Consider the following 13,469-nt stretch of genomic DNA (forward strand, 5'->3'; position numbering starts at 1 on the left):
AGTTGCCTTTGGACGGGCCAGCCTCCTCGCCACCCCGGCCATCCTCCTGTTCACGAAAGCGGCTTAAAAATTTCCCTTGCGCCGTGAACTAATATATGAGTTATATAAGGCAGATCATCAATCGACTGTCAACAGGGTCGTAAAAACTTCTTCTTGAGCATCTAAATTGCTGATTTACATAGGTTCCATATGAGCGCGGAAAAAACCAAGGCGATTCCAAAGGCTGAGCAAATATATTGGTTGTTGCGCCAAGCCATTGTGCATCTAGAGATGGCGCCGGGCGCGGTGATCTCCGAGAAAGATCTCTGCGCGGAGTTCGGCGTATCGCGCACACCGGTGCGCGAAGCCTTGCAGAAGCTGGCAGACGAGGGGCTCGTCGATATCTTCCCGCATTCGGGCACCTATGTGAGCCGCATTTCCTTCACGGTGGCGGAAGAAGGGTTCATCATCCGCCGGGCGCTGGAGATCGAGAGCGTTCGCAAGGCTGTCGCCAATGTCACCGATGCCGATGTGGCGCGCCTCAAGGTGTTGATCGGGGACATGCAGGCCATTCTCGACAGCAACCAGCTCGACCATTACCTCGATTGCGATGACGCCTTTCATAGCGCCATTGCCGGGATCAGCGGCTATCCGCGCATCTGGAAATTCATCACGCTCGCCAAGGTGCATCTGGACCGCATGCGCCAGCTGAGCGCCCCTGTGCCGGGTCACCTGGCTGTCGTCACCGAGCAGCACGATACGATCGTACGGGCGCTTGCCAACCGCAACGCCGATCAGGCGGAACTCGCCATGCGCATCCACCTCGACACGTCCTTCGCCGTCATGGCCCGGATGTACGAGGACCAGGGCGCCCTCTTCGACAGAAAGGATGCACCATGACCGTCTACTCGGCGTCATCGCCGCTCTTGCGCCTGAATGCGCGCGACAATGTTGCGGTGGCGCGCCTGACGCTCGAGCCCGTTACCCTGCCGGAGCTGGGCGGCGCAGCGCTCACCGGGCGTATACCCCAAGGACACAAGGTGGCCATTGCCGCGCTGAAAGCGGGCGATGCCGTGATCAAATATGGCCAGATCATCGGCTTTGCCGTCAGCGACATTGCCGTGGGGGATCATGTCCATACCCAGAACATGGCGATGCGCGATGTGGAACTGGCCCATGAATTCTGTGTGGATGCGCATGAGCCGGTCATGGTTTCCGAGTCCGCCCTTTTCATGGGCTACGAACGCTTGAATGGCGAGGCCGGAACACGCAATTACATTGCCATCGTCTCATCGGTGAACTGTTCGGCCACCGTGGCCAAGGCGGTGGCGCAGCATTACGCGCTGCCGGGGCGGCTGGACGCTTTTCCCAATGTCGATGGGGTCATTGCGCTCACCCATGCTGGCGGCTGCGCCATCAATACGGCGGCGGAAGGCTATCGCTATCTCACCCGCACGCTGGCCGGTTATGCCACCCATGCCAATGTCGGCGGCGTGGTGATGATCGGCCTTGGCTGCGAGACCAACCAGATCCCGGCGCTGCTCACGGCTCACGGCTTGAAGGAGGGAGAGCGCTTTCATACGCTGACCATTCAGGCCACAGGGGGCACACGCAAATCCATCGAAGCGGCCATTGCCGCCATCGATGCCATGTTGCCGGCTGTCAACGCGCTTACCCGGACGCCGCAGCCGGTGTCCAAGCTCAAGCTGGCGCTGGAATGTGGCGGATCGGACGGCTATTCCGGCATTTCCGCCAATCCGGCGCTGGGCTATGCCGCCGATCTTCTGGTCAGCCATGGCGGCACGGCCTGTCTGGCGGAAACGCCGGAGATCTATGGCGCCGAACATCTTCTGACCCGCCGGGCCAGGAGCCCGGAGGTGGCGGAAAAGCTTCTCCAGCGGATCGAATGGTGGCGCGATTACGCCGAACGCGGCCAGGCGGAACTGAACAACAATCCCTCCCACGGCAACAAGGCGGGCGGCCTCACCACGATTCTGGAAAAGTCGCTGGGCGCCGTCGCCAAGGGCGGCACGACACGACTCAACGCCGTCTATGAATATGCCGAGCGCATCACCGAGAGCGGTTTCGTGTTCATGGACACGCCCGGCTACGATCCGATTGCCGTGACGGGGCAGGTGGCGGGCGGCTGCAATGTCATCTGCTTCACCACGGGACGTGGCTCGGTCTCGGGATTCAAGCCCGCGCCGTCGCTGAAACTGGCCACCAACACGCCGATGTATGAGCGCATGCAGGAGGATATGGACCTGAATTGCGGCACTATCGTCACCGGCGACGAGACGGTGGAAGAGGTCGGCACGCGCATCTTCGAGGCCATCATAGCCACAGCCTCGGGCGAGCGGACGCTGAGCGAGATCTACAATTACGGCGATAACGAATTCGTACCCTGGCAGGTGGGCGCGATCATGTGAGGAGTGCCTTTCGGAGGAAGGGTATTCAGGCACGGGAGAGAGACATGACGGATTTGAAGAGATTTTACGATGTGATCATCGTAGGCGCCGGCGTCGGCGGCGGAGCGCTTGCCAATCGGCTGGCGGAAACGGGCCGCAATATTCTGATGATCGAGCGCGGGCCGCGCTTGCCGCGCGAGGACGACAACTGGAGCGTCGATGCGGTCTTCCACAAGAAAAAATATGCCACCAAGGAAGAATGGCGCGACAAGGACGGCGCGCTTTTCAACCCCAGCACCTATTATTATGTCGGCGGCAACAGCAAGTTCTTTGGGGCGGCGACCTTACGCTTTCGACGCGAAGATTTTGAAGACCTTCAGCATGAGGGTGGCGTGGCTCCGGCGTGGCCCGTCTCCTATGATGCGTTCGAACCCTATTACGCCATCGCCGAGCGGCTGATGGGCACCCATGGCACGGCGGGGCTTGATCCGACCGAGCCGCCGCGCTCCGGCCCCATGCCGCATCCGGCCATTGGCCACGAGCCGGAAATCGCCTTCTTCGAAAAGAAACTGAAGGAAAAGGGCTTACATCCTTTCCCACTGCCGATTGCCATCGATTATCATCAGGGCGGCAGTTGTATCCGCTGTCGCACCTGCGACGGCTTTGCCTGCAAGCTGGGCGCCAAGGGCGATGCGGAAGTGCGGCTCGTCAATCCGGCGCTTGCCAAAGCCAAGGGCAGGATCGAGCTGATCACCGAAACCTTCGTGCATCGCCTGCTGACAGATCCGACCGGCAAGCGTGTCACCGGTGTCGAGCTGACCCATCAGGGTGAGACGCAGGTGGTGGAGGCCGATCTTTTCGTCTCCAGCGCCGGTGCCATCAATTCGGCGGCCCTTCTTCTGCGTTCAGCCAATGATGCCCACAAGCGCGGTCTCGGCAACAATATGTCCGACCAGCTGGGCCGCAATTATATGGCCCACAACAATACGGCGATGATGGCAATCTCGCCCTTCAAGAAGAACCGTGTCGTCTTCCAGAAGTCGATGGCGATCAATGATTTCTACCTCGCCAACAGCGAAAAGCCCTATCCGCTCGGCAATGTGCAGGGGCTGGGCAAATTGCAGGGCGGCATGCTGACGGCCAGTGCCGCCTGGGCGCCGGAATGGCTGATGTCGAGCTTTGCCGACCGCAGCGTGGATTGGTGGCTGATGTCGGAAGACCTTCCCGATCCGAACAATCGCGTCACCGTCGATCCCGATGGCAGGATTCGCCTCAGCTACACGGCCAACAATCTCAAATCCCACAATGAACTGGTGAAGGTCTGGTCGCGGATCATGCGTTCGCTCGGCTATCCGCTGATCATCACCAACAAGATGGATATCAAGGTGTCCATGCATCAATGCGGCACGGCCCGTTTCGGCAAGACGCCGGAAAGCTCGGTGCTGGACCCACATTGCAAGGTCTGGGATATCGATAATCTCTATGTCGTCGATGCGTCTTTCCTGCCGTCCTCGACGGCGGTCAATCCCTCGCTGACCATTGTGGCGCAGGCGCAGCGCACCGCCGAACATATTCTCGCCCGCTGGGGTGAAACCGTTTCAGCCGCACCCCAGGCTTCGCCGACGGCAGCCTGAATTCACCGACAGTCCAGGGAGGAAACAACATGCCCGACACGGCCACGGATTACCGCCGCCTGTTTGATCTCACCGGCCGCAAGGCCATCGTTACCGGCGGCTCGCGCGGCATTGGCAAGGCTCTGGCTGAGGCGCTGGCCGCCCATGGGGCCGATGTTGCCATCGTGGTCCGCTCCACGCTCAACCGTGCCGAAGAGGTGGCAAACGCCATCAAGGCTGAGGGCCGCGACAGTTTTGCCCTTCAGGCCGATGTCTCGGATGAAGCCGAGGTGGAGCGCATGACGCAGGCGGTCATGGACCGCTTCGGGCGCATCGATATCCTCATCAACAATGCCGGGATCGTGCTGCCCGCGTCTGCCGAAGAGTGCAGCCTCGACCAGTGGCGGCAGACCATGGCGGTTAATCTCGACGGAGTGTTTCTCGTCTCCAAACATGTCGGGCGGCGGATGATTGCGCAAAAGAGCGGTTCGATTATCAATATCGGCTCGATGTCGGGCCGGATCGTCAACTGGCCCTTCCGCCATGCCGCCTATAATGTCTCCAAGGCGGGCGTCCATATGCTGACCAAGGCACTGGCGACGGAATGGGCGGAGCATAATGTGCGCGTCAACGCCATCGCGCCCGGCTATATTCGCACCGAACTGACGGATGAGGTGCTGCGCGAGCATCCCGATGTTGTGGCCAATTACTGGGAAAAGGGGGCAGTGCAGAACCGGATCGGAACGGTGGAGGAGCTTGCCGGTTCCGTTGTCTATCTCGCCAGCAATGCCGGATCGTTCACCACCGGCGAAGTGATCACCATCGATGGCGGCCTGACGCTACGTTGATCCGCACTGACAAAGAAGGAGGAAGACCATGACCGCACGAGGATATGGCGGGCCGTTGCGTTACGTGCAGGGGCCGGGCGTCATCGATGACATCGGGCTCTATATTGCGCCCTTGGCCACATCGGCTCTGATCGTAATCGATGCGTTTTTCTGGGAGACATTGCGTCCCCGGGTAGAGGCCAATCTGAAAGCCCATGGCGTCAAAAGCCACTTCGTGAAATTTGGCGGGGAATCCTCCGACAAGGAGGTGAGCCGCACGGTTGCCGAAGGCAAAACGGCGGAGGCGGGCGTCGTCATCGGCATCGGCGGCGGCAAGGCGCTGGATACCGCCAAGATTTCCGCACTTTCTCTGGGCGCACGCACCGCAACCGTGCCAACCATCGCCTCGACAGATTCGCCGACAAGTGCGCTGGGGGTGATCTATAGCGAAGATGGTGTCTATGATCGCGTCATTCGCTGCGGACGCAATCCCGATGTCGTGCTGGTGGACAGCCAGTTGATCATCAAGGCCCCGGTGCGCTTCCTTGTTTCCGGCATGGGCGATGCGCTCTCCACCTGGTATGAGGCCCGCTCGAATTTCGAAAGCCGCTCTAACAATTATATCGGCGATGGCTATGTCACCACGGCGGCAGGTGCGGCCATTGCCCGGCGCTGCCATGAGGTGCTGATGCGCGACGGACGTGCAGCCTTTGCTGCCGCCCGCGATGGCAAGCTGACGCAGGCGGTGGAAAACATCATCGAAGCCAACACGCTGCTGAGTGGTCTGGGCTTTGAAAACTGCGGCGTTTCCGGTGCCCATGGCATCCACGATGCGCTGACCGTGCTGGAACCGACGCATCACTTTTTCCACGGCGAAAAGGTCGCCTTCGGCATTATCGGCCTGCTGGTGCTGGAAAACCGTCCGCTCGATGAAATTCACGAAGCCATCGATTTTTGCCAGGATATCGGCCTGCCAACGACCCTTGCCGATCTCGGCCTGGAGAAGGTCACAGCGGAAGAATTGCTGAAGGTGGGTGAAATCGCGCTCGATCCGAAAAGCGTTATCCATTCCGTTCCGGTGACACTGACGCCGCAATTGGTGGCGGATTGCATCTGGACGGCCAGCACCCTGGCTGAAGAGCGGGCGAAGAGCCGCCGAGGCTGAATGATCCTGCTCCTAAACCGGGTATTGGTCCTACCAATATCCGGTTTACACAATTCTATTCGACGCAAAAGGTGATATTGCGCTCCTGTTTGAGATTTGGTACGACCAATTCTACATCACCGGAGCGCCCGTCTTTGTCTCTTGCCGAAAAAATCGAGGCTTTGATTGCCGAGCGCGGGCTTGCGCCGGGAGATCGCCTGCCGCCGGAGCGACAGCTTGCTGTGGACTTCGGCGCATCGCGTTCCAGGCTGCGGGAGGCGATCCAGACGTTGATCAGCCGGGGCGTCCTCAAAAGCCGCCAGGGCGGCGGCACCTTCGTTGCAACGCCCGAGGAGCCGGGCGCGCTGGACAGGGCCTTGCTGCCGCTCTTGCCGCTCTTGGAAGGTGAGGCTGGCTATTGGCGCGATGTCATGGAAATTCGCAAATCGCTGGATGGCGATGCCGCTTATTACGCGGCGCAGCGCGCCACCGAGGCGAACCGGCAGCAGATCCGTTCGGCATTGGTCGCCATGGCAGAGGCCGGTGACGATCCGGCCCGGCAGGCGCTGGCCGATGCCGGATTTCACCGGGTTCTTGCCGAAGCGTCACACAACATCGTACTGCGCCAGATCGTGGCCGGGCTTGCCGGGCTTTTGCGGCAGAGCATTGCCGAAAGCCTGCTGCGGCTTTACCGCCAGCCGGATCTGATCGCGGCGCTGGAACGCCAGCATCGGAGCATCGCCGAGGCCGTGCTGGCCGGTGAGGCCGAGGCGGCCCGGCGCGCGGCCATCGATCATCTTCAGTTTGTCGAAGACAGTTTAAAAGCCATCGAGGACGGGCTTGCGCGGCAGAAGCGGGCGCGCGCGGCACTGACCCGTTCCGATTTTCAGGAGACCACCCCATCATGATCATTTCCTCCGCCACCGATTACCGCGAGGCGGCGCGCCGCCGCCTGCCGCCCTTCCTGTTTCACTATGCCGATGGCGGCGCCTATGCCGAGCATACGCTGCGCAGCAATGTGCAGGAGCTTTCCGAGCAGGCGCTGCGCCAACGGGTGCTGAAGAGTGTTGGCGAGGTCGACCTCTCCACCACGCTTTTCGGGGAAAAGCTTGCCATGCCGGTGGTGTTGGCGCCGGTCGGTCTCACCGGCATGTATGCCCGCCGCGGCGAGGTGCAGGCAGCGCGGGCTGCGGCGAACAAGGGCATTTCGCTGACACTCTCCACCGTTTCCGTCTGCTCCATCGAGGAAGTGCAGGGCAAGGTGGATCGGCCCATCTGGTTTCAGCTCTATGTGCTGCGCGACCGTGGCTTCATGAAAAACGCGCTGGAGCGGGCCTGGGCGGCTGGCGTGCGCAAGCTGGTGTTTACGGTGGACATGCCCGTGCCGGGCGCGCGCTACCGCGATGCCCATGCCGGCATGTCGGGACCGAATGCCCCGGCCCGGCGCATTGTCCAGGCGATGATGCATCCGCGCTGGGCTCTCGATGTCGGGCTGCTTGGGCGTCCGCACGATCTTGGCAATATTTCGGCCTATCGCGGCGAGCCGACCAATCTCGCCGATTACATCGGCTGGCTGGGGGCGAATTTCGACCCCTCCATCGGCTGGAAGGACCTGGAATGGATCCGGGATTTCTGGAAGGGGCCGATGATCATCAAGGGCATTCTCGATCCGGACGATGCCCGCGATGCCGTGCGGCTGGGGGCCGATGGTATCGTGGTTTCCAATCACGGGGGCCGTCAGCTCGATGGCGTATTGTCATCGGTCAGAGCGCTGCCCGCGATTGCCGATGCGGTGAAGGGGGATATGACCATTATGGCCGATTCCGGCATCCGTTCCGGGCTTGATGTGGTGCGGATGATTGCCCGTGGGGCCGACGGCGTGCTGATTGGCCGTGCCTTCCTCTATGCGCTTGCAACGGCGGGTCAGGCGGGCGTGGAAAATCTGCTCGACATCTTCGCCAAGGAAATGCGCGTTGCGATGACGCTGACGGGGGCCCGCTCGATTGCCGAGATCACCTCGGATAATCTGGTATCTGGAGTGTTTCCAGGAAAAGTGGAAACCGGTTTTCCGTCCGGAAACACGTAAAACAGAGAGCCCCTGAGAGCTATCCTTCCTCATGCCGGGCAAAGACGATGCTGGCGGCGCCGACAATGGAGACATGGCTATAGGCCGCGCTTGCGGCCCCCTGGCCGTCGCCGCAGAGAATGGCGTCGACAATGCGGCCATGCTCTTTCCAGGAATGATCGAGGCGGCCTTCCAGGCGAAATTGGGCACGGCGGAACGGCGAAAGCCGCGCCCTGGTCTGCGTCACCATGCTCTGGATATGGGCATTGCGTGCGCCGTTATAGAGCCGGTTGTGAAATTCCACATTGAACAGCGCATAGGCTTCCGTGTCACCCGCCTTGATGAGCTGCTGCGAGGCCTTGTGCGCCTCCTGCAGGTCCAGCCGCTCTCGAATGGTCATGCGCTCGGCAGCAAGCCGGGCGCAGATGCTCTCCAGCTCTGCCATCGCCTCGAACATCGAGGTCAGGAAGGCATCCGAGACGGTGGTGACGATGGCGCTTTTGTTTGGCGGGCGCTCCACGAGCCCCATGGCGCATAATTGCCTGAGCGCTTCCCGCACCGGCGTGCGCGACACGTCGAAGCGCGCGGCAAGCCCTGCCTCGTCCAGCTTGTCGCCCGGCTGCAAGGCGCCGTCCACAATGAGATCGGCAATGGCCCGCACCATCTGCTCTACCGTGTCGCCGGTCCTGACCAGTTCCCGCGTCTGTTTCATAATCTGCCTGATTTGCATACACTTTGGCTGACTTTAGCCTAAAAACAGCGCGACGGGAATTCTCCAGTGCAAAATTCTGCCTGCATGCAATCGGCGAGATCGGCGCTCTTTCAAGCATTTTTCTGCCTTAAATAACAGCAAAAAGCATCAATAACTGCATGCACTTTGAGCATGGACGCGAAAATCACGTCCGAAACCGTTTTGCAAATACCCTGAAAATGTACTGGCACGCTGATTGCATGCACTTTTCCTGAGAGCCGCTCTGAGTCGGTGATTTCAAAACAAGGGAACAGCCATGTCCAAACTGCCTGCCGCATCCCGTAGACAATTTCTGCAAACCGCCGCAACCGGCGCCTCGGCGCTGGCGCTTTACGGCCTTTCCCGCAGCCCGGCGCTGGCGGCGGGCTCGCTGACGGTCGGCTTCATCTATGTCGGTCCGAAGGACGATTACGGCTATAACCAGGCCCATGCCGAGGGTGCGGCCGCCGTCAAGGCGCTGTCCGGCGTGACCGTGGTGGAAGAAGAGAATGTGCCGGAAACCGTCGATGTCCAGAAGACGATGGAATCGATGATCAATCTGGACGGCGCGACGCTGCTCTTTCCCACCTCCTTCGGCTATTTCGACCCCCATGTCATTGCCATGGCGAAGAAATATCCCGACATCCAGTTCCGTCATTGCGGCGGGCTGTGGCAGAAGGACAAGCACCCGGCCAATGCCGGATCCTATTTCGGCTATATCTTCCAGGGCCAGTATCTGAACGGTATTGCCGCTGCCTATGCCACGAAGAGCAAGAAGATCGGTTTCGTGGCGGCAAAGCCCATTCCGCAGGTGGTGCAGAATATCAATGCCTTCCTGCTGGGCGCGCGTTCGGTCGATCCCTCCATCACCTGCCAGGTGATCTTCACCGGCGAATGGTCGCTGGCCGTCAAGGAAGCGGAGGCCACCAATGCGCTGGTGGATCAGGGCGCGGATGTCATCACCTGCCATGTGGACAGCCCCAAGGTGGTGGTGCAGACCGCTGCCGGTCGCGGTGCTTTCGTCTGCGGTTATCACGCCAATCAGTCGCCGCTGGCGCCGGAAAAATATCTGACCGGCGCGGAATGGGCCTGGGGCAATGTCTATACCGATTTCGTCAAGAAGATGCAGGCGGGCCAGCCGCTCGGCAATTTCGTGCGCGGCGGCCTGAAAGACGGCTTCGTCAAGATGAGCCCGCTCGGTCCCGCCGTCTCGGCAGAGGCCAAGAGCAAGTTCGAGGCCACGCTTGCCGCCATGAAGGGCGGCGATTTTTCGGTCTTCAAGGGCGGCCAGAAGGATAACAAGGGCAATGTCGTCATCCCGGCGGGCACCAACTACACCGAAACCTCGATCGAGTTGGAAAGCATGAACTATCTCGTCGAAGGTGTGATCGGCTCCGCCGGTTAATACGAAGTGTCATTGAAGATGGCAGTTCGTATTCCTTTTTCGAATATCTCAAGTCATTGATTCATTTGGGATATTCGAATTTTTCAAAGGCATCTTCGAGCCTTGGTATAAACTGTTCTCACTTCTTGTTTTTACGCAATTCCAGCAAACCTGTTCTACGCGGTTTGCCGGAATTGCTTTAAGGGAAGGCGTGCCCATGGCCGATGATCTTATCAGATCCGCACCTGTCCTGCCGGCGTCACCCGGCAGGGCGGGCCTGTTTCTGGAGCTTGCGGCCCGCCGGGGCGAGCCGCTGGCAATCACGCTGCTGGCGGTTCTGGCGGGAATGGGGCTGTTCAGCCTCTTCCTGCTGGTCTTGGGCAAGTCGCCGGTGCAGTTCGTGCAGTTGATCTATGCCGGCGGGTTTGGCAGCTGGTTTTCGCTGCAAAACACCATGAGCCGGGCAGCACCTCTGCTGCTGACGGCGCTCTGCGTGGCGCTTCCCGCACGGCTTGGCCTTGTCATCATCGGTGGCGAGGGGGCCCTGGTGCTGGGCGGACTGGCGGCATCTGCCGCCGCGCTGCCGCTGATGGGCCATGTCGGCAACGGGGTGCTGTGGGTCGCCATGGCTCTGGCGGGCATGCTGGTGGCGGGGCTCTGGATCGGTCTCGCCGGAGCGCTCAAGCACAGGCGCGGTGTCAATGAAACCATCTCCTCGCTGCTGCTCACCTATATCGGCATCGCGCTCATGAACCATCTGATCGAAGGGCCGCTGCGCGATCCGGCAAGCCTCAACAAGCCGTCCACCGCACCGCTGCCGGGCGAGGCGATGATCGGCAAGATGCCGGGCATGGATGTGCATTGGGGCTTTGGCGTCGGCATTATCGCCTGTGTGCTGGCCTTTATCCTGATGGAACGTACGACCATTGGCTTTTCGGCCCGGATCGCGGGCGGCAATATGCGGGCAGCCCAGGTGCAGGGGCTGCCGGTCGGGCGGCTCATCATCGGCTTTACCTTTCTGGCGGGCGCCTTTGCCGGGCTTGCCGGCATGCTGGAAGTGGCCGCCGTGCAGGGCAGCGCCAATGGCGCGCTGGTGGCGGGCTATGGCTATACCGGCATTCTGGTGGCCTTTCTTGCCCGGCAAAATCCGCTGGCCATCATTCCCGTCGCCATCCTGCTCGGCGGCATTACGGCGGCAGGCGGGCTGATCCAGCGGCGGTTGGGTCTGCCGGATGCCAGCGTGCTGGTGCTCCAAGGCACGCTGTTCATCGCCGTGCTCTTCTGTGAAACGCTTTATGGCCGCTTCAAGCTGTTCAATCCGGAACTCTGGGCCGCCAACCGCATGGCAAGGGAGGCGCGCTGATGGACGATACCGCACTCGGGCTCTGGGGCGTGCCGCTTGCCATTCTGGCAGGTGCCATCCGTGTCTCCACCCCTTTCATTTTTGTGTCCCTGGGCGAGACGCTGACGGAGCGCTCGGGCCGTATCAATCTCGGGCTGGAAGGCACGCTGGTCTTCGGGGCCATGTCCGCCTATGCCGTGGCGGTGATGACCGGCTCGCCCTGGGCAGGCGTGCTGGCGGCCATGCTGGCGGGTGCGGCTTTCGGCCTCGTTCATGGGTTCATCTGCCGGTTTCCCAAGGTCAACGATATCGCCATCGGCATCGCCATGATGCAGTTCGGGCTGGGGCTTGCCTTCTTCCTCGGCAAATCCTTCATCCAGCCGGTCGCGCCCAAGCTTCCCGCCATCGAACTTGGCTTCTGGTCGTCGCTGCCGCAGATCCGCTCGGCGCTGAATATCAATGTGCTGTTTCTGATCGGCATCGGGCTGACCTTCGTCATCGCCTGGATGCTGAAGAACACCCGGCCCGGTCTGATCCTGCGCGTGGTAGGTGACAGTTCCGATGCCGCCCGCGCCATGGGCATCAATCCCGACCGCGTGCGGCTTTTGGCAACGGCTGTCGGTGGGGCTTTCGCCGCGGTCGGCGGGGCCTATCTTTCGCTCTATTATCCAGGCTCCTGGAATGAGCGCATTTCCTCCGGACAAGGATTGATGGCTGTGGCGCTGGTGATCTTCGCCCGCTGGAACCCCAAGGGCTGCCTCCTGGCCTCGCTACTGTTCGGTGGCGCGGGGGCGCTGGGTCCGGCGCTGCAATCGGTCGGTGTCACCGAAGGCTATTATCTTTTCTACGCAGCACCTTACGTGCTGACCCTGATCATCCTCATTGCCACCTCCTCGCCGGAGCAGCGCCTGTCGGGCGCGCCGGAAGAATTGTCACTGGCCAAATAAGGGAGAGACCCATGAACGGATTGGGCGGATTGAACAAATCGGAGAACGGCGTCGGCATCGGCCTCGTACAGTTGCAATTGCCGAATACGGTGACGAAGGAGGATCTCGCCCGCCAGACGGCGCGCGTCGTGGAACTGGTCGGCAAGGCGCGGCGCAACCAGCCGGGCATGGATCTGGTGGTCTTTCCCGAATACATGCTGCACGGCCTGTCCATGGACATCAATCCGGAGATCATGTGCCGTCTCGATGGGCCGGAAGTGGCCGCCTTCAAGGCCGCCTGCCGGGAAAACCGCATCTGGGGCTGCTTCTCCATCATGGAATATAATCCCGATGGCATGCCCTATAATTCCGGCATCATCATCGACGATCAGGGCGAACTGAAACTCTATTACCGCAAGATGCACCCCTGGGTACCGGTGGAGCCCTGGGAGCCGGGCAATACCGGTATCCCCGTTATCACCGGGCCAAAGGGCGCCAAGATCGCGCTGATTATCTGCCATGACGGCATGTTCCCGGAAATGGCGCGCGAATGCGCCTATAAGGGCGCGGAAATCATGATCCGCACCGCAGGCTATACCGCCCCGATCCGCGAAGCCTGGCGCTTCACCAACCAGTCCAACGCCTTTTGCAATCTGATGGTCACCGCCAATGTCTGCATGTCGGGCTCCGACGGCACGTTCGACAGCATGGGCGAGGGGATGATCTGCAATTTCGACGGATCGATCATCGCCCACGGCACCAGCGGTCGCCCCGATGAGATCATCACGGCAGAGGTGAGGCCCGATCTGGTGCGCGAGGCGCGCCTCGGCTGGGGCGTGGAAAACAACATCTACCAGTTTGGCCATCGCGGTTATGTCGCCGTGGCCGGCGGGGCGCAGGATGCGCCTTACACCTATATGCACGACCTCGTGGCGGGCCGCTATCGCCTGCCCTGGGAAGAGGGCGTCAAGATCACCGATGGCACGGTCTGCGGTTTTGAAAAGCCGGCCCGTCTCTATGCCGACCCGGCCAAATCCGCTGCGGAATAAGA

12 protein-coding genes are annotated in these 13,469 nt (G+C 61.0%); 11 read left to right on the plus strand and 1 reads right to left on the minus strand.

Annotated features, from left to right (window positions below):
- Window positions 1–189: 189 nt before the first annotated feature.
- The 7 genes from QO005_RS10535 (at window position 190) to lldD (ending at window position 8,057) form a co-directional block, all read left to right on the plus strand.
- Window positions 190–879: a GntR family transcriptional regulator gene (locus QO005_RS10535; RefSeq protein WP_307157977.1), complete on the plus strand. Its 690-nt coding sequence runs from the start codon at window positions 190–192 to the stop codon at window positions 877–879.
- Window positions 876–2,408, plus strand: coding sequence for a UxaA family hydrolase (locus QO005_RS10540; protein WP_307157978.1), 1,533 nt, complete (start codon window positions 876–878; stop codon window positions 2,406–2,408). Before QO005_RS10535 ends, QO005_RS10540 begins: the two co-directional genes overlap by 4 nt.
- 44 nt (window positions 2,409–2,452) lie before the next feature.
- Window positions 2,453–4,021 (plus strand): GMC family oxidoreductase, encoded by a 1,569-nt coding sequence (locus tag QO005_RS10545; RefSeq protein WP_307157979.1) that lies wholly within the window; start codon window positions 2,453–2,455, stop codon window positions 4,019–4,021.
- Between the two features lie 29 nt (window positions 4,022–4,050).
- The gene (locus QO005_RS10550; protein ID WP_307157980.1) at window positions 4,051–4,848 is read left to right on the plus strand and encodes an SDR family NAD(P)-dependent oxidoreductase; all 798 of its coding nucleotides are present in this window, start codon (window positions 4,051–4,053) and stop codon (window positions 4,846–4,848) included.
- 28 nt (window positions 4,849–4,876) lie between these two features.
- Window positions 4,877–5,992 carry a glycerol dehydrogenase gene (locus tag QO005_RS10555; RefSeq protein ID WP_307157981.1) on the plus strand — a complete coding sequence of 372 codons (1,116 nt, stop codon included), beginning with the start codon at window positions 4,877–4,879 and terminating at the stop codon, window positions 5,990–5,992.
- Window positions 5,993–6,126: 134 nt separating this feature from the next.
- Window positions 6,127–6,879: an FCD domain-containing protein gene (locus tag QO005_RS10560; RefSeq protein WP_307157982.1), complete on the plus strand. Its 753-nt coding sequence runs from the start codon at window positions 6,127–6,129 to the stop codon at window positions 6,877–6,879.
- Window positions 6,876–8,057, plus strand: a complete 1,182-nt coding sequence (gene lldD / locus QO005_RS10565; RefSeq protein ID WP_307157983.1) for an FMN-dependent L-lactate dehydrogenase LldD — start codon at window positions 6,876–6,878, stop codon at window positions 8,055–8,057. The genes QO005_RS10560 and lldD overlap by 4 nt, the downstream gene beginning before the upstream one ends.
- A gap of 19 nt (window positions 8,058–8,076) precedes the next feature.
- Here lldD and QO005_RS10570 read toward each other — a convergent pair whose 3' ends face one another.
- Window positions 8,077–8,748: a GntR family transcriptional regulator gene (locus QO005_RS10570; RefSeq protein ID WP_307157984.1), complete on the minus strand. Its 672-nt coding sequence runs from the start codon at window positions 8,746–8,748 to the stop codon at window positions 8,077–8,079.
- 295 nt (window positions 8,749–9,043) lie between these two features.
- Between QO005_RS10570 and QO005_RS10575 the strand changes: the two genes are divergently transcribed.
- The 4 genes from QO005_RS10575 (at window position 9,044) to QO005_RS10590 (ending at window position 13,467) form a co-directional block, all read left to right on the plus strand.
- Complete coding sequence (locus tag QO005_RS10575; RefSeq protein WP_307157985.1) at window positions 9,044–10,171, plus strand: BMP family ABC transporter substrate-binding protein; 1,128 nt, start codon at window positions 9,044–9,046, stop codon at window positions 10,169–10,171.
- A 196-nt stretch (window positions 10,172–10,367) separates the two neighbouring features.
- Window positions 10,368–11,513 carry an ABC transporter permease gene (locus QO005_RS10580; RefSeq protein WP_307157986.1) on the plus strand — a complete coding sequence of 382 codons (1,146 nt, stop codon included), beginning with the start codon at window positions 10,368–10,370 and terminating at the stop codon, window positions 11,511–11,513.
- Window positions 11,513–12,439 (plus strand): ABC transporter permease, encoded by a 927-nt coding sequence (locus QO005_RS10585; RefSeq protein ID WP_307157987.1) that lies wholly within the window; start codon window positions 11,513–11,515, stop codon window positions 12,437–12,439. Before QO005_RS10580 ends, QO005_RS10585 begins: the two co-directional genes overlap by 1 nt.
- Before the next feature lie 11 nt (window positions 12,440–12,450).
- On the plus strand, window positions 12,451–13,467 hold the full coding sequence (locus tag QO005_RS10590) for a formamidase (RefSeq protein WP_307157988.1): 1,017 nt from the start codon (window positions 12,451–12,453) through the stop codon (window positions 13,465–13,467).
- The last annotated feature ends 2 nt before the right edge of the window (window positions 13,468–13,469 follow it).

Origin of the sequence: Allorhizobium paknamense, from assembly GCF_030815125.1 — a bacterium.
GTDB lineage: Bacteria > Pseudomonadota > Alphaproteobacteria > Rhizobiales > Rhizobiaceae > Allorhizobium > Allorhizobium paknamense.